The sequence below is a fragment of the Pseudomonas triticifolii genome, assembly GCF_014358015.1.
Lineage (GTDB): Bacteria > Pseudomonadota > Gammaproteobacteria > Pseudomonadales > Pseudomonadaceae > Aquipseudomonas > Aquipseudomonas triticifolii.
The window spans coordinates 1-24873 of sequence record NZ_JACONV010000030.1 but is presented as its reverse complement, the minus strand read 5'-3'; the positions used below and the strand labels follow the sequence as shown (position 1 = coordinate 24873).

Genomic DNA, 24873 nt, shown 5'->3' with positions numbered 1-24873 from the left:
ATGAGGTCGACGCGGTACTGCAGGAACATCGCGTCATCGTTTCATCGCCGGCAAGCCGCCTCCCACAGTCCGGTATTTGCTGTGCGGCGTCGCTACGTCGTAGAGCACTGCTGTGCTCAACCAATCGCCTGGGTAATCAGCGCAAACTGGCGTACGCCCTGGCTCGGTTGCGGAGCGGCGCCCATGCTCATGCAAGTCACAGCATCGACACGTTTGAGACCGGCTTCTTCCAGCCAGTCCACCAGCCCGCAATCGGTGGGAATGTCGATGCGCACGAAGGCGTAGGGCACCTTGGCCAGCAATTGTTCGATCATGTGTTTTGCCTGCTCTGTGTCCTCGGCAACCACCGGGCCTATGCACAGGCCGCGGCCGAACGGGCGCATCAGCGCGAAGGCCTGCAATTGACCGCCGCGCTCGATGCAGACCGCATGTTCGAGGTTGCCGAGTACATCGCTCAGAACCGTCGAGCGATCCATTCCGGTACCCGCATTGGCCAGTTCAAGGGCGCGCGCATGATCGGCTTCGGTCAGCGGGCGACAATGCTCGCCAGCCTTCAGGTCGGTCGGTGTGGGCAACTGGGCTTGACCCTGATGCTGCTGGATCTCGCCAAAACTCACGAAGCCCATCTTGGCGTAAAGCGGTGCGCCCGCGAGTGTGGCGTTGAGGATGGCGGTGCGCGGTGGAACGCTGCCAACCGCCATGTCCATCAGCTTGCGACCGATGCCCTTGCCTTGATAATCGTCGCTGACGATCACCAGTCCGATGGTTGAGAACTTGCCTTGATGGCAGGCGAAGGCGCTGCCGATCAACCGGCCGTTGTGCAGCGCAACGAAGCCCTGGGCAACACGTTGCAGCATGGCCCAGTCTTCGAGTCGGTGCGGCCATTTCAGGGCAATAGACAGCTCGTGGGCGCTGACCACATCAGCGGCAGTCATCGGGCGGTATTCAAAGTCGAGGCGTTGCTGGGCGAGCATGATGTGTCTCCCTCCAGAAGGATGCACAGGCGATATAAAGGATGCGGCAGACCTGCTGTATCCCACCTGCGGAACGGGGTGACAAGAGGGCGGCAAACATTCGGTAGATTTCACGATTGGCAGCTCGCCAGACCACAGTTACTGCTTAAATCGGCCGAAGGTCCGGCAGCAAATGCTTGTGATTTTTCGGCGCATGGCCTGCCTTATATAGTGGCGTGAACCAGGCTGTTCTGCGCGCCGTACATTGTGCTGAGCAACGGCGGTTGCAAAGGCGCAGTATCTGCGGTGCAAAGCCGCGTGTTTGAGCGCGAGCGCCCTGAAACGGGTCAAAAAAGCACTGAAAACCGGGGTTTGCCCAAGGCTGGAGCGCCCCGCAAAGTCTGCTGAGCGCGCACCTCAAAACGGTGCTTTCTATCAAGCAGCCATCACTTTTAACGCCATATGCTGATTTCACGGTGTTGTAATGAGGGTGTGTTGCAGCGTGCAACGCGGTCCTTGCATCAGGGCCGAAACTGCTCGTCATGCCATGACCCCAACGAACTTTCAGGACCGCACACAATGAGCTTTCTTCGACCAAAATTCATTACGTTCGACTGCTACGGCACGTTGACCAATTTCCACATGGGCACCATGACGCGCGAACTCTTCGCCGACCGTGTTCCGGCCGAGCAGATGGATCAGTTCGTGAAGGATTTCTCGGCGTATCGCCTGGATCAGGTCATGGGTGACTGGATGCCTTACGACGAGATCCTGAAAGTTTCGTTGTCCCGTGTCTGCAAGCGCTGGAATGTTGAATACCGTGGGGAAGGCCAGCTGTATTACGACGCCGTTCCGACCTGGGGTCCGCACGCCGATGTGCCGGCCGGTCTGTCGAAGATTGCCGACAAGATTCCGCTGGTGATTTTCTCCAACGCCAGCGACAGCCAGATCATGTCCAACGTCGAAAAGCTCGGCGCGCCGTTCTACAAAGTGTTCACGGCCGATCAGGCCAAGGTCTACAAGCCGCGCCTGGCAGCGTTCGAGTTCATGCTCGATAACCTCGGCTGCGGTCCTGAAGACGTCCTGCATGTGTCCTCCAGCTTCCGTTACGACCTGTTCTCGGCCCACGACATGAAGATCAAGAACAAGGCGTTTGTGGCGCGTGGTCACGAACAGCCTGCGCACAGCTCGTTCCAGTACCACCAGATTCCGGACATCGGCGGTCTGGCCGGGCTGGTCGGGCTGTAAGCGCGGCACAAGGCAAGACGGCATTTTTCAAGGTGCTCTTCCATGAGTGACAAGGGGAACAAGATGCGCAGTGAGTCCTACTGGCTCGATACGGCTCCAGACTTTACCGGCGCGCAGGCTGGCGCAGTGGAGGGGCAGGCTGACGTGGTGGTGGTCGGTGGTGGTTTCACCGGACTCTCGGCGGCGCGTGCATTGGCCTTGAAAGGTGCCAGCGTGGTAGTGGTGGATGCTGGCCGGGTCATCGGCGAAGCGTCTGGCCGCAATGGCGGGCAGTGCAATACCGGCGTGGCGCAGGACTATGCCTCGTTGAGCGCAACACTGGGCGCGGCTCAGGCCCGGCAGTTTTACCAGGCCTATGAAAGCGCCGTGCAAAGCGTTGTCAGCGTGATCGAGCAGGAAAACATTGCCTGCGACATCAAGCGCAACGGCAAATTGAAACTGGCCGCCAAGCCGGGTCATTACGAAGGCCTGGCACGCACCTGCGAGCTGATTCGTCGCGAGGTCGATGCCGATGTCGAGCTGCTCTCGGCGCAGGATGTGCGATCCGAGATTGGTTCGGACGAGTTTCACGGCGGCCTGTTACAGCGCAATGGTGTGCAGATTCACGTCGGTCGTTTTGGCCTGGGGCTGGCCGAGGCTGCCGTGCGTCATGGCGCTCGGGTTTATCAGGACACGACGGTCAAGGACTGGAAAGCCAACCGCAATGGCTTTGTGGTCAATACCTCCAAAGGCTCGATTCAGGCCCGTCAGGTTTTCCTGGCGACAGGTGCCTGTCAGCACGGCGGGCTGGGCTGGTTTCGCCGTCGCATCGTGCCGGTCGGCAGTTTTGTCATTGTGACGCAAGTGCTGCCGCAAGCCTTGATCGACCAGTTGTTCCCCCACCAGCGTGCGTACGTGACCAGCCGTTTGATCGGCAACTATTTCCGTCTCACCCCGGATAACCGTTTGCTGTTCGGCGGACGGGCACGCTTCGCCATGTCCAATAGCAGCTCCGACGCCAAGAGCGGCAAGGTGCTGCAGGCGGCCATGATCCAGATGTTCCCGCAACTGGCGCATGTGAAAGTCGATTACTGCTGGGGCGGTCTGGTCGACATGACGTCCGATCGTTTGCCGCGTGCAGGCGAGCACGACGGCGTCTTCTACTCGATGGGCTACAGCGGCCATGGTGTGCAGATGTCCGTGCACATGGGGCAAGTCATGGCTGATGTCATGGAAGGCAAGGCGCAAGCCAATCCCTGGAAAGACCTGAACTGGCCGGCCATTCCCGGGCATTTCGGCAAACCGTGGTTTCTGCCTCTGGTCGGTGCTTACTACCGTTACCAGGACAGTCGTCACTGAGTGTTTTGTTTCACCGTCGTCGTGTGTGTGTGAAGGACGCTGCGGACAACCGCCAGCAACTCGGAATTTCCCTTTTTCGACAGGTAGAACTGATATGGCTGACAAGAAAAACGATTCCCCGCTGATCACAGGTGAAGACAGCCTGCGTGTTTTCGAGGGTCTCAATCGCGGCCTTTCGCGTCGTGATGCATTACGGATGCTGGGTGTTGCCGGTGTGGTCGCAGCAGGTTCCACCAGCCTGTTTGGTGCCGCTGGCAAGGTGTTTGCGGACGACGCAGCAGCGCCTGTCAAAGGCAAGCCGGGCGGGCGTATTCGTGTGGCGGGCATGTCCAGTTCTACCGCCGATACGCTGGATCCGGCCAAAGGCGCACTGTCCACCGACTATGTGCGTCACTACATGTTTTACAACGGCCTGACCCGCTTCGACAGCCACCTGGTTCCGCACATGGAGCTGGCCGAGAAGATCGACAACAAGGACGCCACCGTCTGGACCATCACCCTGCGCAAGGACGTGACCTTCCACGATGGCAAGTCGCTGACCGCAGGCGACGTAGTGTTCTCCCTGTCGCGCCACAAGGACCCGGCCACCGGCTCCAAAGTGATGCCGCTGATGGCGCAGTTCTCCGAGATCAAGGCCACCGGCCCGCTGGAAGTGCAGATCACCCTCAGCTCGCCTAACGCCGAGTTGCCTTCGATCCTCGCGGTTTCTCACCTGTTGATCGTGCCCGAGGGCACGACCGATTTCAGCAAGGGCATCGGCACCGGTCCGTTCAAGGTCAAGGAGTTCAACCCTGGCGTGCGTTCGGTCAGCGTGCGCAACCCCAACTACTGGAAGCCGGGCCTGCCGTATCTGGACGAGATCGAATTCATCGCCATTGCCGACGAGCCTTCGCGGGTCAACGCGCTGCTGGCTGGCGATGTGCATATGATCAACGAGGTCAACCCGCGCTCCACCACCCGTATCGCCGCCAGCTCGACACACCGCGTGGTCGATGCGCCGTCGGGCAACTACACGGACCTGATCATTCGTCAGGACCAGATGCCCGGCAAGAGCCCGGAATTCACCGAGGCCATGAAGTACCTGCTGGACCGTGAACAGGTCAAATCCGCCGTGTTCCGTGGTTATGCCCGTGTTGGCAACGACCACCCGATTGCACCCGGTTCGCGTTACTTCAATGCCGACCTGCCGCAGCGCGCCTATGACCCTGAAAAGGCGAAGTTCCTGCTCAAAAAGGCAGGCATGGAAAAGATCACCATGGCCGTTGCCGCTTCGCCTGCCGCGACCGGTTCGGTCGACATCGCCGTGCTGCTGCAGCAATCGGCCAAACAGGCCGGGCTGACGCTCAATGTCAACCGCCTGCCAAGCGACGGCTACTGGTCCAACCACTGGATGAAGCACCCGTTGAGCTTCGGCAACATCAACCCGCGCCCGAATGCCGACGTGATCTTCTCGCAGTTCTTCCAGTCTTCGGCGCCGTGGAACGAATCGGGCTGGAAGAACGATCAGTTCGACCAGTTGCTGATGCTGGCCCGCGGTGAAACCGACGACGAGAAGCGCGCCAAAATGTACGGCGACATGCAGGCGCTGGTCAGCCAGAACTGCGGCATCGGCATCCCGGTATTCATCAGCAACATCGACGGCGTGGACAAGCGTATCCAGGGCTATTCCAGCAATCCGCTGGGCGGTTTCATGGGCTACATGTTCAGCGAGCAGGTCTGGCTGGACGCGTAAACGCAGCCGTAACCGAGCGGGAGGATGCAGATGAATAGCAACACACTCTGGTTGATCCTGCAGCGCTTCGGCGCTGCGATCGTGACGCTGTTGATCGTCTCCATGGTGGTTTTCGCCATTACGGCGGTGCTGCCGGGAGACGCGGCGCAACAGGCACTGGGGCAATTCGCGACGCCTGAACAGGTCGCGGCATTGCGTACAAAACTGGGCCTGGATCAACCGGGTGTGGTGCGTTACCTGCATTGGTTGATGAACCTGCTGGGCGGCAATCTGGGCGAGTCGGTGTCCAACGCGATGCCGGTGTCCGATCTGATTGCCGGCCGTTTCCCCAAGACGCTGATGCTGGCTGCGACCACTGCGATGGTGTCCGTACCGGTTGCCCTGACACTGGGCATCGGCGCGGCAATGGGCCGTGGCGGGCGTATCGACAGCGCACTGAACTTCATCACGCTGGCGCTGGTGGCCGTGCCGGAGTTTCTGGTGGCGACCCTTGCAGTGCTGGTGTTTGCCGTCAATCTGGGCTGGCTGTCGGCCTTGTCCTATGGCGGTGACGTCACGTCACCGCTGCAGTTCATCCGCACCTATGCCTTGCCGGTCATGACTCTGTGCTGCGTGATCGTCGCGCAGATGGCGCGCATGACACGTGCCGCCGTCATTGACCAGCTCGACAGTCCTTACGTGGAAATGGCGCGCCTCAAGGGCGTCAGTCCCGTGCGTATCGTGTTGCGGCACGCCTTGCCCAACGCCATCGGCCCTATCGTCAACGCCATTGCGTTGAGTCTTTCGTACCTGCTGGGCGGTGTGGTCATCGTCGAGACCATTTTCAACTACCCAGGGATTGCCAGCCTGATGGTCGATGCCGTGACCAACCGCGACATGGCCCTCGTTCAAGGCTGCACCATGCTGTTCTGCGCCGCCTACCTGGGATTGGTGCTGATGGCCGACCTGTGTGCAATTCTTTCCAACCCGAGGCTGAGAAACCAATGAATCCGATCATTGAGACATCGACGCCCGCCGCTGCCGTCGTGGCGCCGCGCAAGATCGCCTGGCTGGGACTGGCAGGCGCTTCGGTCTGCTTCCTGTGGCTGATGATTGCGCTGTTCGGACCCTGGCTTGCGCCACACGCCGTGGGCGAAGTGGTGTCCGACAACGTGTTTGAAAACATGAGTGCAGCGTACCCGTTCGGCACCGATTACCTGGGCCGCGACATGCTCAGCCGGGTCATCATCGGCGCACGCTTCACCGTTGGCCTGGCCTTGATATCGGCGGTTCTGGCCAGCGGCATCGGCACGATCTGCGCGCTGTTATCGGTGGTCGCGCCCAGGTGGCTGGATGAAATCATCAGCCGCCTCATGGACGCCTTCATTTCGATCCCGAGCAAAATGCTCGCGCTGATCATGGTGTCTGCGTTCGGCTCTTCCGAAATCCTGTTGGTGTGTACTGCCGTGCTGAGTTACACACCGGGGGCTTTCCGCATCGCCCGCAGCATGGCGGTGAACATTGAAGCGCTGGAATACGTGCAAGTGGCGCGCACCCGTGGCGAAGGCCGCCTGTATGTGGCCTGTCGAGAAATCCTGCCGAACATGCTCAACCCGGTGCTGACTGACCTGGGCTTGCGTTTCGGCTTCATCGTGTTGCTGCTCAGCGGCATGAGCTTTCTGGGCCTGGGCGTGCAACCGCCGGATGCCGACCTGGGCTCGCTGGTGCGCGAGAACATCGGCGGCCTCAATCAGGGCGCGCCGGCTATCGTGATTCCGGCGCTGGCCATTGGCTCGCTGACCATTGGCGTGAACCTGTTTATCGACCGGCTTTCGTCCCGTCGCAGCCGACGCTCGGGAGGGCACTGAGATGAGTCAATTGATTCGGGTGCAAGACCTGCGCGTCGTGGCGGACACCGAAAAAGGTGAGCTGGAGATCGTCAAAGGCGTGAGCTTCGCGCTGGAGAAAGGCGAAGTGCTGGCGCTGATCGGTGAGTCAGGCTCCGGCAAGACCACCATTGCCCTGGCGCTGCTGGGCTATGCGCGGCGCGGCTGCAAGCTGGCCGGTGGCGTGGTTCAGGTCGGTGAGCACGACATGCTCAGCCTGCCTGAAAGCCAGTTGCAAAGCCTGCGCGGCAATCGGGTTTCCTACATCGCGCAAAGCGCTGCAGCGGCTTTCAACCCTGCGAAAAAGCTGATCGACCAAGTGATCGAAGGCGCGTTGATTCATGGTCTGGGCAGTCGCTCGGACCTCCAGCGAAAAGCCGTCGATCTGTTCCGCGACCTGGCGTTGCCAAACCCGGAAACCATTGGCCAGCGCTATCCGCACCAAGTGTCGGGCGGGCAGTTGCAGCGGGTCATGGCAGCCATGGCGCTGATCAGTGATCCGCTGTTGGTCATCCTCGACGAGCCGACCACCGCGCTGGACGTCACCACCCAGATCGACGTGCTGCGTGCGTTCAAGCGTGTGGTGCGTGATCGCGGCGCGACGGCGGTCTATGTCTCTCATGACCTGGCGGTCGTGGCGCAGATGGCTGACCAGATTGTCGTGCTCAATGGCGGGAAGATTATCGAGCAAGGCAGCACCACCGCCTTGCTCAAGGGGCCGGCAGACCCCTACACCCGCAGCCTGCTCGACGCTGCCCGGCCCGACGCAAAGCTGTCGCCGGCCAGCGACATGGTCAAGGACAGCACCCTGCTGACGATCAAGGGCCTGACGGCAGGCTACGGCAAGAAGAACCTGCAAGGCATGCCGATGATCCGGGTGCTGGAAGACATCGATCTGACCATTCGTCGCGGCCAGGCGATTGGCGTGATCGGCGAATCCGGCTCGGGTAAGTCGACCCTGGCCCGCGTGGTCGCCGGCCTGCTCGACCCAGCCCACGGCAGCCTGACGTTTGACGGTGCAGCGCTGTCCGGCACGCTGGCAGGAAGAACCAAAGACCAGTTTCGGCGTATTCAGATGGTGTTCCAGAACGCCGACACGGCGCTCAATCCGATGCACAGCGTCAGCGCGATTCTGGCCAGGCCACTGAAGATGTACTTCAACCTCAAGGGCAAGGCGCTGCGTGACCGCATCCATGAGCTGATGGACCTGGTGCGTCTGCCGCGCGAGCTGGCCGACCGTCGTCCCGGCGAACTGTCTGGCGGTCAGAAGCAGCGCGTCAATCTGGCCCGCGCGCTGGCGGCCAAGCCGGATTTGATTCTGTGCGACGAAGTCACCTCGGCGCTGGACACCGTGGTCGGTGCTTGCATCCTCGAACTGCTCGGCGACCTGCGGCGCAAGCTGGGGGTGTCCTATCTGTTCATCAGCCACGACATCTCGACGGTGCGGGCGCTGTGCGATGACATCGTGGTGATGTACAGCGGCCACAAGGTCGAGGAAGGCAGCCGCGATGCGTTCAGTCAGACGCCGTTCCATCCGTACACCGACCTGTTGGTGCATTCGGTGCCTGAGCTGCGCCAGGGCTGGCTGGAAAGCTGCGGCGTGACCAGCGGCAAGTTGCCACCGATCAGCGCGCCGTCGAGCACCCCCGACCTGTGCACGTTCCTCAATCGCTGCCCGGTCCGTGTCGAAGGCCTGTGCAACAAGACGGCACCGGGGCGTCGCGTGATAGCCGGTGGCAGCGAGATTCTTTGCCACCGCGACAGCGACGAGCTGCACGCGCGTCAGGACAACCTGAATCCGGAAATCATTGGAGCCTACGCATGAACAGCCGTTTTGTAAGACTGGGCGAGCGTGATCGGCCTGTAATCAGCCTGACGGTCGATGGCGCACCCATCGAAGCGTTGCAGGGCGATACCTTGATGGTGGCGCTGCTGACCAACGGTGCGGCCCTGCGCCAGTCCGAGTTCGACTCGGGGCGTCGGGCGGGCTTCTGCCTGATGGGTGCCTGCCAGGATTGCTGGGTCTGGACGCGCAGCGGCGAGCGCCTGCGCGCCTGCTCCAACGAAGTCCGCGACGGGCTCGACATCGTCACCACACAACCGGAGGCGAAATGGCCACTTCTCCACGGCTGAATGTCAGCCACACGGGCAGCCCCCGTGTGGTCATCGTCGGTGCCGGTCCTGCCGGAACCCGCTGCGCAGAAACCCTGCTGGCCGCAGGCATCAAGCCGATCCTGATCGATGAAAACCGTCGTGACGGCGGGCAGATCTACCGTCGCCAGCCTGAGGGTTTCAAGCGGGATTATTCGGCGCTGTACGGCACCGAATCGGCCAAGGCGCGCGACCTGCACGAAAGCTTTGATCGCCTGCGCAGCCAGATCGATTACCGGCCCGACACCCTGGCCTGGAACCTCACGGCTGGCCAGCTGTGCTGCGTCAGCAAGGGCCTGCACACGGTTGTGGAATACGACGCGCTGATGCTGTGCGCGGGGGCAACCGACCGCCTGATGCCGATCAAGGGTTGGCAACTGGCAGGCACTTACAGCCTGGGCGGGTCGCAGGTTGCGCTCAAGTCGCAGTCGGTTTCCATCGGTCGCCAGGTCGTTTTCATGGGCAGCGGCCCTTTGCTGTACCTGGTCGCCAGTCAGTACGTCAAAGCCGGTGCCGACGTGGCAGCGGTGCTCGACACCTCGCCGTTCAGCAAGCGCATCGGCGCGATGCCCAAGTTGCTGGCGCGTCCGGGGCTGCTGTTCAACGGCATGAAATTGCTGGCTCAGTTGTATCGCGCCAGGGTGCCGGTGCACCTTGGGATCAAGCCCGAAGAAATTCTGGGTGACGAACAGGGCGGTGTGACCGGCGTGCGCGTGCGGCTCGCCAATGGCAATGCCCTGACGTTGGATTGCGACGCGCTGGCGCTGGGTTATCACCTGCGACCTGAAACCCAGCTGGCTGACCTGGCCGGTTGTGGCCTGCGTTTCGACGAAGCGTCCGGGCAATGGGTGCTGGCCGTCGATGATGACGGACGTACGTCAGTGGCGGGTGTCTACGCCGCAGGCGATGGCGCAAAAATCAGAGGCGCTGACGCCGCCGAACAGGCCGGGCGACTGGCCGCGCTGACCTTGCTGGCCGACCTTGGCAAGCCTGTGGATAACCAGCGTGTGGATAACTTGCGGCAGAACCTGGACGTCATGGATCGTTTCCGTGTCGGCCTGATGGAAGCGTTTCCCTGGCCGGCTGCACAGGCAAAGGCGCTGCCCGACGAGGCCATTGTCTGTCGTTGCGAGATGATCAGCGCGGGCGAACTGCGCGGCGTGGTGCGCGAAAAGGGCGCCTGCGAAGTCAATCGCGCCAAGGCATTCAGCCGGGTCGGGATGGGCCGCTGCCAGGGGCGTTACTGCTCCCAGGCCGGGGCCGAGGTGATCGCTGCCGAATCCGGCGTACCGGTCGAACAGGTCGGCCGCCAGCGCGGTCAGGCCCCGGTCAAACCGTTGTCGATGATGACAGACGAGGTGGTGTCATGAAGCAGCCCAAGGTCGATGTACTGATTGTCGGCGGCGGCGTGATGGGCGCGGCGTCTTCGTTTTTCCTGCGTCAGCGCGGCAAGTCGGTGACACTGCTTGAGCGCGATGTGATCGGCCAGTACGCCAGCGGCGTGAACTTCGGCAACGTGCGTCGTCAGGGCCGTCATCTGGACCAACTTGAACTGGCCAATCGTTCCTGGGCGCTGTGGAAGCGGCTGCCGCAGTTGATTGGCGAGGACCTGGAGTTTCTGCCCAGCGGCCATATGCGCGTGTGCTACCGCGAGGATGAAATCGAAGAACTCGACGCCTACGCGGCCGCACCGCAGGCGCGAGAACTGGACCTGAAGGTCTATCGTGGCAAGGAACTGCACGAACGTTTTCCGTTTCTGGGGCCGGACGTGAAAGGCGGCTCCTACGCGCCCCACGACGGCCACGCCAACCCGCGTCTGGCTGCGCCTGCCTGGGCCCGGGCTGCGATTCGCGCGGGCGCACGTATCGAAGAACGCACCGAAGTGCTGCATGTCGAAAAGGTCGGCAAGGAATTTCAGGTCACCACCGTCGATGGTCGCATCTTCACCGCTGATCAATTATTGATCACTGCTGGGGCCTGGGGCGAAAAGCTTTCGTCGCAGTTCGGCGAGCCCGTTCCGCTGGAAACCTTTGGTCCGCAGATGTCGGTCACTGAGCCGGTGCCATACGCGCTGCCAACGGTGATTGGCGTCTTCACCAAAATCCCGCATGAGGTGGTGTACTACCGCCAGATCGCACGCGGCAATATCGTGATCGGCGGCGGCATCCGCACCAAGCCGGACATGGTCAACCGCCGTGCGTATTTCGACCCCAACAGCCTCATCAATCACATGCAGCAGATGCGTCGTCTATTGCCCGGCGTCGGCAACCTGAACATCATCCGGGTCTGGAGCGGCATCGAAAGCTACACGCCGGATTCGCTGCCGATCATGGGGCCCAGCGGCAAGGTCGATGGGTTGTATTACGCGTTCGGCTTCTGCGGGCACGGCTTCCAGCTCGGCCCGGGCGTGGGCGATGTCATGGCTGAACTGATCAGCACCGGCAGCACCAGCACCCTGATCAGCCCGTTCGATATCCGCCGTTTTGCTGCCTTCTCAGAACTTGCGAGTAAAGCCTCATGACACCGCGTGCGCTGGACATCTTCAAACGTCTTATTGCCTTCGAAACGGTCTCGTCCGAATCGAACATGGCGCTGATCGACTACGTTCGTGACCTGCTGGCGACCCAAGGCATCGAGTCGCTGATCGTCAAGGACGAGACCGGCAAGAAGGCTAACCTGTTCGCCAGCACCGGGCCGCGAGAGCAGCCCGGCGTTTTGCTCTCGGGACACACCGACGTGGTCCCCGCTGCCGGTCAGGCGTGGACCGTGCCGCCTTTCCAGGCGACGCTGCGGGACGGGCGCATTTACGGGCGCGGCACCTGTGACATGAAAGGCTTTATCGCGCTGGCCATCGACGCCATGCTCGATGCGGCGGGCATGAACCTGACGCGTCCGCTGCAACTGGCCTTGTCCCACGACGAGGAAATCGGCTGTGTCGGCGTGCGGCGCTTGCTGGACGTTCTGCATCTCGCGCCCGTGCGGCCGTTTCTGTGTGTGGTCGGCGAGCCGACGTTGATGCAGTTTGCCGTTGGCCATAAGGGCAAGAGTTCGTATCGCACCTATTGCCGGGGTCAGGAAGCACACTCTTCGCTGGCACCGCGAGCGGTCAACGCGATCCATCTGGCCAGCGATTTCATTGCCGAACTGCGCAAGAGCCAGAAGCAGGTCGAGCAGCAGGGCGTGCGCGACGAAGGCTATGACATTCCGTACAGCACCGTGCACATCGGCCGCATTGATGGCGGCAAGGCGCTGAACATTGTGCCTAACCTTTGCACGCTGGAGTTCGAGTACCGCAACCTGCCGGGTGATGATCCCGACCAGTTGCTGGAGCAATTGCGCGAGCGCGCCGAGGTGCTGGTCCGAGAAGCCCGACAGCTGTCCAGCGTGGCGGCCATCGACATTGAAATCATGAACGAATACCCGGCGCTGGAGACCCATCCCACGGTTGAAGCGGTGCGCATGCTGCACGCGTTTGCCGAGCCTGGCACGCAGCACATCAAGGTCTCGTACGGCACTGAAGGCGGCCTGTTCGCCGGGCGGCTCAACGTGCCGGTGGTGGTCTGCGGACCGGGCTCGATCGAGCAGGCGCACAAGCCTGACGAGTTTATCGAAGAGAGCCAGATGAACGCCGGCGAGCGTTTTCTGCAAAGTCTGCTGGGTTCGCTGAAGCAGTAGAGGCTGCCGTGCGGGCGCGAAATTCAGCATCGTTTGCCGCCCGCATTCCCCGCTTTCAGCATCCTGGACTGTGATGGCTGCTTAGACTGGCAGTCATCCCGGAACAGGACTCGATCATGCTCAAGACTCAACTGAAAGACCCCAGCCTGCTGGTGGAACGCGCCTACGTCGATGGGCAGTGGATCGTGGCCGACGATGGCGCGACGCTGGACATTACCGACCCGGCTACGGGCGATGTCATCGCTCAGGTCCCGGCGCTGCAAGGCGCTGAAACCCGTCGCGCCATCGAAGCCGCTGATCGCGCATGGCCTGCCTGGCGCGCCCGTCCTGCCGCCGAGCGTGCAGGTCTGCTGGAGCGCTGGCATCAGGCGATGCTGGAGAACGTTGAAGACCTGGCCTTGATCATGACCTTTGAGCAGGGCAAGCCGCTGAACGAGTCGCGGAGCGAAATCCGCTACGGTGCCAGCTTCGTCAAATGGTTCGCCGAGGAAGCCCGTCGTTCGTACGGTGAGACCATTCCTGCGCCAAGTGCAGACCGTCGCCTGATGACGCTCAAACAGCCGGTCGGTGTCTGTGCCGCCATCACGCCGTGGAATTTCCCGAACGCGATGATCACCCGCAAGTGCGCACCCGCCCTGGCCGCAGGCTGTCCGATCATCGTCAAACCCTCGGACCTCACTCCGCTGTCGGCATTGGCGCTGGCGGTGCTGGCCGAGCGCGTGGGCATTCCGGCTGGGGTGTTCAACGTCATCACCGGCATGCCGACCGGCATCGGCGAAGAGCTGACCAGCAACCCGGTGGTACGCAAAATTTCGTTCACCGGCTCCACTCCGGTCGGGCGTCTGCTGATGCGCCAGAGCGCCGAGCACATCAAACGCCTGAGCCTTGAGCTGGGCGGCAATGCACCCTTTATCGTGTTCGACGACGCCGATCTGGAGCAGGCCGTTACCGGCATCATGCTCAGCAAGTTTCGCAACGCCGGACAGACCTGCGTATGCGCCAACCGCATTCTGGTGCAGAACGGCATTTACGACCGGTTTGCCGCCCGCCTGGTGGAAGAGGTCGCCAAGCTCAAGGTCGGCAACGGTATGGAAGAGGGCGTGACCATTGGCCCGTTGATCAATCCGGCGGCGGTCAGCAAAGTGGCCCGGCACATTGACGACGCTCTGAGCCAGGGCGCGAAACTGTTGTGTGGCGGCCTGCCGGACGGCGAAAGCCAGTTCGTCCAGCCCACTGTGCTGGGCGAGGCTCACGCAGGCATGCTGCTGGCCAACGAAGAAACCTTCGGCCCGGTCGCACCGCTGATGCGGTTTACCGACGAAGCCGAGGCGCTGGCACTGGCCAACGCCACGCCTTACGGGCTTGGCGCGTATTACTTCACCCAGGACCTGCGCCGCTCATGGCGTTTTGGCGAGGCGCTGGAGTTCGGCATGGTGGGGCTCAATACCGGCATCATTTCGATGGAAGTCGCGCCGTTTGGCGGGGTCAAACAGTCCGGTCTGGGCCGTGAAGGCTCCAGCTACGGCCTGGATGAGTACCTTGAAGTGAAGGCGTTCCACGTCGGCGGGTTGTGAGGGCTGGTCTGAGAAGACGCCTCTGACACCACGAAAAACGCCGCAGGCTCAACGAGCCTGCGGCGTTTTTTGTTGCTCAGCCTGAATCAGACCGTGTGCAGGTACCAGTTGTACTCGAGGTCGGAGATGGAGTGTTCGAATTCCTCCAGCTCGCTCTCTTTACAGGCCACGAAGATATCGATGTATTTCGGGTCGATGTACTTGGCCATGACCGCACTGTCATCCAGCTCGCGCAGGGCATCGCGCAGGTTGTTCGGCAGGCTTTGCTCATGCTGCTCGTAGGAGTTGCCTTCTACGGGCGCGCCGGGCTCGATCTTGTTGACCAGGCCGTGGTGCACGCCTGCCAGCACTGAAGCCATGAGCAGATAAGGGTTGGCATCGGCACCGGCAACGCGGTGTTCGATACGTACAGCGTCGGCAGAGCCGGTCGGAACCCGGATCGCAACCGTGCGGTTATCCAGGCCCCAGGTCGGCGAGTTGGGTACGTAAAACTGAGCACCGAACCGGCGGTACGAGTTGACGTTCGGGCACAGGAACGCCATCTGCGCCGGTAGGGTCTCGAGCACACCGCCGATCGCATGACGTAATGCGGCGTTCTGCTCGGGATCCTCGCTGGTGAAGATGTTCTTGCCATCGCGATCCAGGATCGAGATGTGGACGTGCAGACCATTACCTGCCTGACCCGGATAGGGCTTGGCCATGAAGGTCGTGTCCATTTCGTGGTCGTAGGCGATGTTCTTGATCAGACGCTTGAGCAGCACGGCGTAATCGCACGCCTTGATAGGGTCGGCCACGTGGTGCAGGTTCACTTCGAACTGCGCCGGGGCACTTTCCTTGACAATGGCGTCGGCCGGAATGCCTTGCTCTTTCGCACCTTCCAGAATGTCCTGGAGGCAGTCGACGTATTCGTCGAGGTCGTCGATCAGGTAGACCTGTGTCGAATGCGGGCGTTTGCCGGAGATCGGCGAGCGCGGAGGTTGTGGGCGGCCGTTCACGTTCTCCTGATCAATCAGGTAGAACTCAAGCTCGAACGCTGCGCAGATGGTCAGGCCCATTTCATCGAACTTGGCCACGACCTGGCGCAGAACTTCACGCGGGTCGGCGAAGAACGGATCGCCTTCCAGTTCATGCATGGTCATCAGCAATTGCGCAGTAGGGCGCTTTTGCCAAGGTTCATTGCACAGGGTGTCGGGAATTGGATAGCAGATTCGGTCAGCATCACCGATGTCCAGGCCCAGGCCGGTGCTTTCCACCGTGGAACCATTGATATCCAGAGCAAATAAAGAGGCCGGCAGGTTAATGCCTTTCTCGTAAACCTTATGGAGGCTGGTGCGTTCGATGCGTTTGCCACGCACCACACCATTCATATCTGCAATCAGAAGGTCAACGTAAAGAACCTCAGGATGTTCCTTAAGGAACGCGTTCGCTTCGTTAAGCTGAACGGCACGCGGGGGTACCGACATGATGCAACACCTTTGTTGTTAAAAATATCAATCATCAATGGTTACGGGTCTCAGTCAATCCGAAAGCCATGATGAAGTCAATAGCGCTTTAATCTGCCCTGAAACGGCGCAAAACAGTCTTTTTTGCTGCCATTTGGGGCGTTTTATTCAAGCTGAAGCCGTTGTTAAATTGGAGCTAGAGCGGCCTGTCTTTTATTTTTAACGGGTTGTTGTATAAAAAAATGAACACGGCTAAGCTCGATTGCAACCCATAAATCAATAATACCGGGGGTTCAATGTTTCGCCTTCCCTTGACCGGCACGAGGATGTTCGACCTGCACAACGGTCATCATGCCTGTGGTACCTGTGCTCATGCTGCACTGGCAGAGGTTGCGAAGCCACCCGTATTGCCATTGGGCGTCACTCATTCCACTTTTAATGCTCGACACTATCACTATAGCGGCCCCGCCAGTGTGACGGCGGCTGTGTGGAAATATGTTAGTGCAGGTGTCACCTTACGCCTTCTTGGCTCCTTAAACGAGTTGTACACCATGACGCCGATGCGTCTGAAAAACGCCTGATCACGATCAGGACACCAAAACCCTGAGGTATTTATGAGTACCAACCTCGACCAGCTCACCGATTGGTTGAAAGAACACAAGATCACCGAAGTCGAATGCATGATGTCCGACCTCACCGGAATCACGCGCGGCAAGATCTCACCGACCAACAAATTTATCGCTGAAAAAGGCATGCGCCTGCCTGAAAGCGTGTTGTTGCAGACGGTGACCGGCGACTACGTAGAAGACGAGATCTACTACGAGTTGCTGGACCCTGCCGACATCGACATGATCTGCCGTCCCGACCAGAACGCGGTGTATCTGGTGCCTTGGGCCATCGAGCCGACCGCGCAGGTCATTCACGATACCTACGACAAACAAGGCAACCCCATCGAGCTGTCGCCGCGCAACGTGCTCAAGAAAGTGCTCAAACTCTATGCCGACCAAGGCTGGCAGCCTATCGTGGCGCCGGAGATGGAGTTCTACCTGACCAAGCGCAGCGACGACCCCGACTACCCGCTGCAGCCTCCGGTCGGCCGCTCGGGGCGTCCGGAAACCGGTCGCCAGTCGTTCTCCATAGAAGCGGCGAACGAGTTCGATCCCCTGTTCGAAGACGTCTACGACTGGTGCGAACTGCAGAACCTGGACCTGGACACGCTGATCCACGAAGACGGCACTGCGCAGATGGAAATCAACTTCCGTCATGGCGATGCCCTGTCACTGGCCGACCAGATTCTGGTGTTCAAGCGCACCATGCGCGAAGCGGCGCTCAAGCATGATGTGGCGGCCACCTTCATGGCCAAGCCCATGACCGGCGAGCCCGGCAGCGCCATGCACCTGCACCAGAGCATCATCGACATCGAGACCGGCAAGAACATCTTCTCCAATGAAGACGGCACGATGAGCGAGCTGTTTCTCAACCACGTCGGTGGCCTACAGAAATTCATTCCCGAGCTGTTGCCGCTGTTCGCGCCCAATGTGAACTCGTTCCGCCGCTTTCTGCCGGACACTTCTGCGCCCGTGAACGTGGAGTGGGGCGAAGAGAATCGCACTGTCGGTCTGCGCGTGCCGGACGCCGGGCCGCAGAACCGTCGGGTGGAAAACCGCCTGCCAGGTGCCGACGCGAACCCTTACCTGGCCATTGCCGCCAGCCTGCTGTGCGGCTTCATCGGCATGGTCGAGGGCATCAATCCAAGCGCGCCTGTGGTGGGCCGGGGTTACGAGCGCCGCAACCTGCGCCTGCCGCTGACCATCGAGGACGCGCTGGAGCGGATGGAAAACAGCAAGACCATCGAAAAATACCTGGGCAAGAAATTCATCATTGGTTACGTCGCGGTCAAGCGCGCCGAGCATGAGAACTTCAAGCGCGTGATCAGCTCCTGGGAACGCGAGTTCCTGCTCTTCGCTGTTTGACCCGGTAGAGCGCCGCTGTGCGAGGCGGCGTTCGACTTACTGACTTGATTAAGGAAGTGCTGCATGAGTGCCAACCACAACCCGCAAACCCTCGAATGGCAAGCCCTGAGTAGCGAGCATCACCTGGCACCGTTCAGCGATTACAAACAACTGAAAGAGAAAGGCCCGCGCATCATCACCCGTGCCGACGGCGTGTACCTGTGGGACAGCGAAGGCAATCGTATTCTGGATGGCATGTCCGGCCTGTGGTGCGTGGCCATCGGCTATGGCCGCGAAGAGCTGGCCGACGCTGCCAGCAAGCAGATGCGTGAACTGCCTTATTACAACCTGTTCTTCCAGACCGCTCACCCGCCGGTACTGGAGCTGGCCAAGGCGATTTCCGATATCGCGCCCGAGGGCATGAACCACGTGTTTTTCACCGGTTCCGGCTCCGAAGGCAACGACACCATGCTGCGTATGGTTCGTCATTACTGGGCGCTCAAGGGGCAGCCGAACAAGAAGACCATCATCAGCCGCATCAACGGCTACCACGGCTCCACGGTGGCGGGCGCAAGCCTGGGTGGCATGACCTACATGCACGAGCAGGGCGACCTGCCGATTCCCGGTATCGCTCACATCCCGCAGCCGTACTGGTTTGGAGAAGGCGGTGACATGACGCCGGATGAGTTCGGCATCTGGGCGGCGGAGCAACTGGAGAAGAAAATTCTCGAACTGGGCGTGGACAATGTCGGTGCGTTCATCGCCGAGCCGATTCAGGGCGCAGGCGGCGTGATCGTGCCGCCTGACACCTACTGGCCGAAGATCAAGGAGATCCTGTCGCGCTACGACATTCTGTTCGTTGCTGATGAAGTGATCTGTGGTTTCGGCCGCACCAGTGAGTGGTTCGGTAGCGATTTCTATGGCCTCAAGCCCGACATGATGACCATCGCCAAAGGCCTGACCTCAGGCTATGTGCCCATGGGCGGTCTGGTGGTGCGCAATGAAATCGTGGCCGTGCTCAACGAGGGCGGCGATTTCAACCATGGTTTCACGTATTCAGGGCATCCGGTCGCCGCCGCTGTGGCGCTGGAGAACATTCGTATTCTGCGTGAAGAAAAGATCGTCGAGCGGGTCAAGTCGGAAACGGCACCATATTTGCAAAAGCGTTTGCGTGAGTTGAATGATCACCCTCTGGTGGGCGAAGTGCGCGGTGTCGGCCTGTTGGGCGCCATCGAGCTGGTCAGGAACAAGGCGACGCGCGAGCGTTACACCGATAAGGGCGCAGGCATGATCTGTCGAACCTTCTGCTTCGACAATGGCCTGATCATGCGGGCCGTGGGTGACACCATGATCATTGCCCCGCCTCTGGTGATCACGTTTGAGCAGATTGACGAACTGATCGAAAAAGCTCGCAAGTGCCTGGACCTGACGCTGGCGGCACTGGAAGGGTAGGGAGCGTGTGGGGCTGCAAAGGGTGTTTTCAAGCCTGCCAGGGGTTGTTCGACAGGTGTCGGCTTGAAAGCCTGCCCATTAACTTGCCAGACTACTGGCTACAAGCCGCTAATCTAATCGGTCAGTGATAAAAAACATTGGAGCTACGCATGAAAAAATTTGGCAAGACCCTTCTCGCTCTGTCCCTGATGGGCGTCATGGCCAGTGCTGCACAGGCTGATGACAAGGTGCTGCACGTCTATAACTGGTCCGATTACATCGCACCGGACACCATTGCCAAGTTCGAGAAGGAATCGGGCATCAAGGTGGTGTACGACGTTTTCGACAGCAACGAGACGCTCGAAGCCAAATTGCTGGCCGGCAAATCCGGTTACGACATCGTCGTGCCGTCCAACAACTTCCTCGCCAAGCAGATCAAGGCCGGCGTCTATCAGGAACTGGACAAGTCCAAGCTGCCTGACTGGAAGAACCTGAACGAATCGCTGCTCAAGGCCGTGTCGGTCAGCGACCCGGGCAACAAGCACGCCTTCCCGTACATGTGGGGCTCGATCGGTATCGGCATCAACCCGGACAAGGTCAAGGCCGCGCTGGGTGCCGACGCTCCGGTGAACTCCTGGGACCTGCTGTTCAAGCCCGAGAACGCTGCCAAGTTGAAGTCGTGCGGCATCAGCTTCCTCGATTCGCCTACCGAGATGCTGCCGATTGCCCTGCATTACCTGGGCTACCCGACCGACTCGCAGGACAAGAAGCAACTGGCCGAAGCCGAAGCGCTGTTCATGAAGATCCGCCCTTCGATTGGCTACTTCCACTCGTCCAAGTACATCTCGGACCTTGCCAACGGCAACATCTGCGTAGCCGTGGGCTACTCGGGTGACATCTACCAGGCCAAATCCCGTGCTGAAGAAGCGGGCGGCAAGGTCAAGGTCAGCTACAACATTCCGAAAGAAGGCGCTGGCAGCTTCTACGACATGGTCGCCATTCCCAAGGATGCCGAAAACGTCGACGGTGCCTACAAGTTCATGACCTTCCTGATGAAGCCGGAAATCATGGCCGAGATCACCAACGCGGTGCGCTTCCCGAACGGTAACGCAGCCGCCACGCCTCTGGTCGACAAGGCAATCACCAGCGATCCAGGCGTTTACCCGCCTGCTGACGTACAGGCCAAACTGTATGCCATCGCGGATCTGCCCGCCGCGACCCAACGGATCATGACCCGCAGCTGGACCAAGATCAAATCAGGTAAATAAGCCTGTCATGAAACCTGTGGAAGCTGCGTAGCCCTCGGCCGCGCAGCTTCCAACAGACAGGAAAATTGCCGAAAACTTTGCTGGTTGGACTCATAGACGGTAAGTTGCGCGCCGGTTTTGTCGTCCGGATGCCATCCGGCTTTCAGGCCTCTCTGTTAAAAGGATTCATGTTTTGTCTATTTCTAATTTCTCCAAAGCCTTGCTGGTGAGCGCCGGGCTGACACTGGCAGCCAGTGCTCAGGCTGAATCCACCGTGCATATTTATAACTGGTCCGATTACATCGGCAAGACCACGCTGGCGGACTTCGAAGCGGCGACCGGCATCAAGCCGATGTACGACGTGTTCGACTCCAACGAAACCCTGGAAGCCAAGCTGCTGGCCGGACGCACCGGCTACGACGTGGTGGTGCCGTCCAACCACTTCCTGGGCAAGCAGATCAAGGCGGGCGCGTTCCAGAAGCTCGACAAGTCGCTGCTGCCCAACTACAAGAACCTGGACCCGGCGCTGTTCAAGCGCCTGGAGAAGAACGACCCTGGCAACCAGTACGCCGTGCCTTACCTGTGGGGCACCAACGGCATCGGTTACAACGTCGAGAAGGTCAAGGCCGCGCTGGGCGTCGACAAGATCGACTCCTGGTCGGTGCTGTTCGAGCCTGAGAACATCAAGAAGCTGTCCAGCTGTGGCGTGGCGTTTCTGGACTCCGCCGACGAGATGCTGCCGGCCATGCTCAACTACCTCGGGCTTGACCCCAACAGCACCAAGGAAGCTGACTACAAGAAGGCCGAAGCCAAGCTGATGGCGATTCGTCCTTACGTGACCTACTTCCATTCCTCCAAATACATCACTGACCTCGCCAACGGCGACATCTGTGTGGCGGCCGGTTTCTCGGGTGATGTGTTCCAGGCCAAGGCTCGTGCCGAAGAAGCAGGCAAGGGTGTGAAGCTTGCCTACAGCATCCCGAAAGAAGGCGCCAATCTGTGGTTCGACATGCTGGCCATTCCGGCTGACTCGAAGAACATCAAGGCCGCCAGCGCCTTCATCAATTACCTGCTCGATCCAAAAGTGATCGCCCAGGTCAGCGATGAAGTCGGTTATGCCAACCCCAACCCTGCTTCGGGTGAGTTCATGGATCAGACGATCCGCACTGACGCCGCGGTCTATCCGCCTCAGGACGTGCTGGACCGGTTGTTCGTGAATAGCGAGTTGCCACCTAAGGTGCAACGTCTGATGACCCGCAGCTGGACCAAGGTCAAGTCGGGCAAATAACAATCCAGCGCCCGGCCGTCTTGGCCGGGTTGCCTATCATGTTGGGAGTTTCACCCATGGCAGTTGCCTCCGGCGCCTACAAGAAAGCCCTCGAAGGCGGTCAGCAACCCAAACAGGTGCTGGTCAAGATCGATCGCGTCACGAAAAAATTCGACGAGACGATTGCTGTGGACGATGTGTCCCTGCAAATCAACAAGGGCGAAATCTTTGCCCTGCTCGGCGGATCGGGCTCCGGCAAGTCCACGCTACTGCGTATGCTGGCCGGTTTCGAGCGTCCTACCGAGGGCCGTATTTACCTCGATGGCGTCGACATCACCGACATGCCGCCGTATGAGCGTCCGATCAACATGATGTTCCAGTCCTACGCGCTGTTTCCGCACATGACCGTGGCCGACAACATCGCCTTCGGCCTCAAGCAGGACAAGCTGTCCAGATCGGAAATCGACGCCCGCGTGGCCGAAATGCTCAAGCTGGTGCAGATGACCCAGTACGCCAGGCGCAAGCCGCATCAGCTCTCGGGTGGTCAGCGTCAACGTGTGGCGCTGGCTCGCTCGCTGGCCAAGAAGCCCAAGCTGTTGCTGCTCGACGAACCCATGGGCGCGCTGGACAAGAAACTGCGTTCGCAGATGCAGCTGGAGCTGGTGGAAATCATCGAGCGCGTAGGCGTGACCTGCGTCATGGTGACCCACGATCAGGAAGAGGCCATGACCATGGCCGAGCGGATCGCGATCATGCACCTGGGCTGGATCGCCCAGATCGGCAGCCCGATCGACATCTACGAAACCCCGACCAGCCGACTGGTGTGTGAGTTCATCGGCAGCGTCAACCTGTTCGAAGGCGAAGTGATCGAGGACATGGAAGGCCACGCGCTGATCCGCAGTCCCGAGCTTGAGCGCAATATCTATGTCGGCCATGGCGTGAGCACCTCCGTGGAAGACAAGAGCATCACCTACGCACTGCGCCCGGAAAAACTGCTGGTCACCACCGAGCAGCCGTCCTTCGAGTACAACTGGTCGCGCGGCAAGGTTCACGATATCGCCTACCTGGGTGGCCATTCGGTGTTCTACGTCGAACTGCCCGGTGGCAAGCTGGTGCAGTCGTTCGTGGCCAACGCCGAGCGTCAGGGCGCACGGCCGACGTGGGGCGATGAAGTTTACGTGTGGTGGGAAGACGACAGCGGCGTGGTACTGCGCTCATGAAAATTCGCAAGATCAAGCGCGCCTTCGAGCGCATCAAGCCCACTGGCCGGCAGATGGTCATTGGCGTGCCGTTCCTCTGGTTGTTCCTGTTCTTTGCCCTGCCGTTCCTGATCGTCATCAAGATCAGCTTCGCCGAGGCCGACGTCGCGATTCCGCCGTACACGGAAATCTTCAGCTACGCCGATGAAAAGCTGCAGTTGGTGCTCAACCTCGCCAACTACACCTTGCTCAGCGGCGATGACCTCTACGTTTCGGCGTATCTGGGCTCGCTGAAAATGGCCTTCATCAGCACGCTGCTGTGCCTGTTGATCGGCTACCCGATGGCCTATGCCATCGCCAATGCGCGCAAGGATATCCAGACCGTTCTGTTGCTGCTGATCATGATGCCGACCTGGACGGCGATCCTGATCCGCGTCTATGCCTGGATGGGCATTCTCAGCAACAACGGCCTGCTCAATGCGTTCCTGATGTGGCTGGGCCTGATCAACGAGCCGTTGCAGATCCTCAACACCAATCTGGCGGTGTACATCGGCGTGGTCTACTCCTACCTGCCGTTCATGATCCTGCCGCTGTATGCCAACCTCGTGAAACACGACACCAGCCTGCTGGAAGCTGCGTCCGACCTGGGTTCGAGCACCTTCAACAGCTTCTGGAAAATCACGGTGCCGCTGTCCAAGAACGGTGTGATCGCCGGCTGCATGCTGGTCTTCATCCCCGTGGTGGGCGAGTTCGTGATTCCCGAGCTGCTGGGCGGTCCGGAAACCCTGATGATCGGCCGCGTGCTGTGGCAGGAATTCTTCAACAACCGTGACTGGCCCGTGGCTTCGGCGCTGGCGGTCATCATGCTGCTGGTGCTCATCGTGCCGATCATCCTGTTCAACCGCAGTCAGGCCAAAGAACTGGAGGGCAAGGCATGAAGAGCTTTCGATTTTCGAACCTGGTGCTGATCCTCGGCCTGTTGTTCATCTACGCGCCGATGGTGATTCTGGTCATCTACTCGTTCAACGCCTCGCAACTGGTGACGGTCTGGGGTGGCTGGTCGGTGAAATGGTACGTCGGCCTGCTGGACAACTCGCAACTGATGGGCTCAGTGATGCGCTCGCTGGAAATCGCCTGCTACACCGCCATTGCGGCAGTGGCGCTGGGGACGATGGCGGCGTTCGTGCTGACCCGTATCACACGCTTCAAGGGTCGGACCTTCTTCGGCGGGCTGGTCACGGCACCGTTGGTGATGCCGGAAGTGATCACGGGTCTGTCGCTGTTGCTGCTGTTCGTGGCAATGGCGCAACTGATCGGCTGGCCGCAGGAACGTGGCATCGTGACCATCTGGATCGCGCACACCACGTTCTGTGCCGCTTATGTGGCGGTGGTGGTATCGGCGCGGCTGCGTGAGCTGGACCTGTCGATCGAAGAGGCCGCGATGGACCTCGGCGCGCGCCCCTGGAAGGTGTTCTTCCTGATCACCATCCCGATGATCGCGCCATCGCTGGCGGCGGGCGGCATGATGTCGTTTGCGCTGTCGCTGGACGATCTGGTGCTGGCGAGCTTCGTTTCCGGACCAGGCTCGACCACCCTGCCGATGGAAGTGTTCTCGGCGGTGCGTCTGGGTGTGAAGCCTGAGATCAACGCCGTGGCGAGTCTGATTCTGCTGGCCGTGTCGATGGCGACCTTTCTGGTCTGGTTCTTCAGCCGTCGTGCCGAAAACAACCGCAAGCGTGCAATCCAGCAAGCCATCGAGGAAAGCGCTGCCGACTCATGGAAACAACCCGACCCACGCC

The 24873-nt window shown here is 60.4% G+C and carries 20 protein-coding genes; 18 read left to right on the top strand and 2 right to left on the bottom strand.

Annotated elements, in window-relative coordinates; all coding sequences use genetic code 11:
* Window positions 1-116: 116 nt before the first annotated feature.
* Window positions 117-974, bottom strand: a complete 858-nt coding sequence (locus H8S56_RS23025; protein ID WP_187519881.1) for a GNAT family N-acetyltransferase — start codon at window positions 972-974, stop codon at window positions 117-119.
* A gap of 558 nt (window positions 975-1532) precedes the next feature.
* On the opposite strand from H8S56_RS23025, the gene H8S56_RS23020 reads away from it, so the two are divergent.
* The 11 genes from H8S56_RS23020 (at window position 1533) to H8S56_RS22970 (ending at window position 14536) form a co-directional block, all read left to right on the top strand.
* Window positions 1533-2201 carry a haloacid dehalogenase type II gene (locus H8S56_RS23020; protein WP_187519880.1) on the top strand — a complete coding sequence of 223 codons (669 nt, stop codon included), beginning with the start codon at window positions 1533-1535 and terminating at the stop codon, window positions 2199-2201.
* A gap of 63 nt (window positions 2202-2264) precedes the next feature.
* Complete coding sequence (locus H8S56_RS23015) at window positions 2265-3539, top strand: NAD(P)/FAD-dependent oxidoreductase (RefSeq protein WP_187519887.1); 1275 nt, start codon at window positions 2265-2267, stop codon at window positions 3537-3539.
* A gap of 94 nt (window positions 3540-3633) precedes the next feature.
* The gene (locus H8S56_RS23010; RefSeq protein ID WP_024687256.1) at window positions 3634-5271 is read left to right on the top strand and encodes an ABC transporter substrate-binding protein; all 1638 of its coding nucleotides are present in this window, start codon (window positions 3634-3636) and stop codon (window positions 5269-5271) included.
* Between the two features lie 30 nt (window positions 5272-5301).
* Window positions 5302-6258, top strand: a complete 957-nt coding sequence (locus tag H8S56_RS23005) for an ABC transporter permease (RefSeq protein WP_024687255.1) — start codon at window positions 5302-5304, stop codon at window positions 6256-6258.
* A complete protein-coding gene (locus H8S56_RS23000; protein WP_024695185.1) occupies window positions 6255-7118 on the top strand; it encodes an ABC transporter permease in 864 nt (287 codons plus the stop codon). The genes H8S56_RS23005 and H8S56_RS23000 overlap by 4 nt, the downstream gene beginning before the upstream one ends.
* A gap of 1 nt (window position 7119) precedes the next feature.
* On the top strand, window positions 7120-8961 hold the full coding sequence (locus H8S56_RS22995; protein WP_187519879.1) for an ABC transporter ATP-binding protein: 1842 nt from the start codon (window positions 7120-7122) through the stop codon (window positions 8959-8961).
* Window positions 8958-9269, top strand: a complete 312-nt coding sequence (locus H8S56_RS22990) for a (2Fe-2S)-binding protein (RefSeq protein ID WP_024687252.1) — start codon at window positions 8958-8960, stop codon at window positions 9267-9269. Before H8S56_RS22995 ends, H8S56_RS22990 begins: the two co-directional genes overlap by 4 nt.
* A complete protein-coding gene (locus H8S56_RS22985; RefSeq protein ID WP_187519878.1) occupies window positions 9248-10657 on the top strand; it encodes an FAD/NAD(P)-dependent oxidoreductase in 1410 nt (469 codons plus the stop codon). The genes H8S56_RS22990 and H8S56_RS22985 overlap by 22 nt, the downstream gene beginning before the upstream one ends.
* Window positions 10654-11808, top strand: a complete 1155-nt coding sequence (locus H8S56_RS22980; protein WP_024687250.1) for an NAD(P)/FAD-dependent oxidoreductase — start codon at window positions 10654-10656, stop codon at window positions 11806-11808. Before H8S56_RS22985 ends, H8S56_RS22980 begins: the two co-directional genes overlap by 4 nt.
* On the top strand, window positions 11805-12962 hold the full coding sequence (gene argE, locus H8S56_RS22975) for an acetylornithine deacetylase (RefSeq protein WP_187519877.1): 1158 nt from the start codon (window positions 11805-11807) through the stop codon (window positions 12960-12962). The genes H8S56_RS22980 and argE overlap by 4 nt, the downstream gene beginning before the upstream one ends.
* A 116-nt stretch (window positions 12963-13078) precedes the next feature.
* Entirely contained in the window at window positions 13079-14536 is a 1458-nt protein-coding gene (locus H8S56_RS22970; protein WP_187519876.1) for an NAD-dependent succinate-semialdehyde dehydrogenase, read from the top strand.
* 86 nt (window positions 14537-14622) lie between these two features.
* On the opposite strand, the gene H8S56_RS22965 is transcribed toward H8S56_RS22970, so the two are convergent.
* On the bottom strand, window positions 14623-15999 hold the full coding sequence (locus tag H8S56_RS22965; protein ID WP_024687247.1) for a glutamine synthetase family protein: 1377 nt from the start codon (window positions 15997-15999) through the stop codon (window positions 14623-14625).
* A gap of 593 nt (window positions 16000-16592) precedes the next feature.
* On the opposite strand from H8S56_RS22965, the gene H8S56_RS22960 reads away from it, so the two are divergent.
* From H8S56_RS22960 to H8S56_RS22930, 7 genes are all read left to right on the top strand, one after another.
* On the top strand, window positions 16593-17951 hold the full coding sequence (locus H8S56_RS22960; RefSeq protein ID WP_024687246.1) for a glutamine synthetase family protein: 1359 nt from the start codon (window positions 16593-16595) through the stop codon (window positions 17949-17951).
* Window positions 17952-18014: 63 nt separating this feature from the next.
* Window positions 18015-19382, top strand: a complete 1368-nt coding sequence (locus H8S56_RS22955) for an aspartate aminotransferase family protein (RefSeq protein WP_024687245.1) — start codon at window positions 18015-18017, stop codon at window positions 19380-19382.
* Window positions 19383-19531: 149 nt separating this feature from the next.
* Complete coding sequence (locus H8S56_RS22950; protein ID WP_187519875.1) at window positions 19532-20629, top strand: polyamine ABC transporter substrate-binding protein; 1098 nt, start codon at window positions 19532-19534, stop codon at window positions 20627-20629.
* A 172-nt stretch (window positions 20630-20801) separates the two neighbouring features.
* Window positions 20802-21896 carry a polyamine ABC transporter substrate-binding protein gene (locus H8S56_RS22945; RefSeq protein ID WP_187519874.1) on the top strand — a complete coding sequence of 365 codons (1095 nt, stop codon included), beginning with the start codon at window positions 20802-20804 and terminating at the stop codon, window positions 21894-21896.
* Between the two features lie 56 nt (window positions 21897-21952).
* Window positions 21953-23095 carry a polyamine ABC transporter ATP-binding protein gene (potA, locus tag H8S56_RS22940; protein ID WP_024687242.1) on the top strand — a complete coding sequence of 381 codons (1143 nt, stop codon included), beginning with the start codon at window positions 21953-21955 and terminating at the stop codon, window positions 23093-23095.
* Entirely contained in the window at window positions 23092-24012 is a 921-nt protein-coding gene (locus H8S56_RS22935; protein ID WP_024687241.1) for an ABC transporter permease subunit, read from the top strand. Before potA ends, H8S56_RS22935 begins: the two co-directional genes overlap by 4 nt.
* Window positions 24009-24873, top strand: an 865-nt coding sequence (locus tag H8S56_RS22930) for an ABC transporter permease subunit (RefSeq protein WP_187519873.1), incomplete at its 3' end; no start/stop codon positions are given. The genes H8S56_RS22935 and H8S56_RS22930, both read left to right, overlap by 4 nt.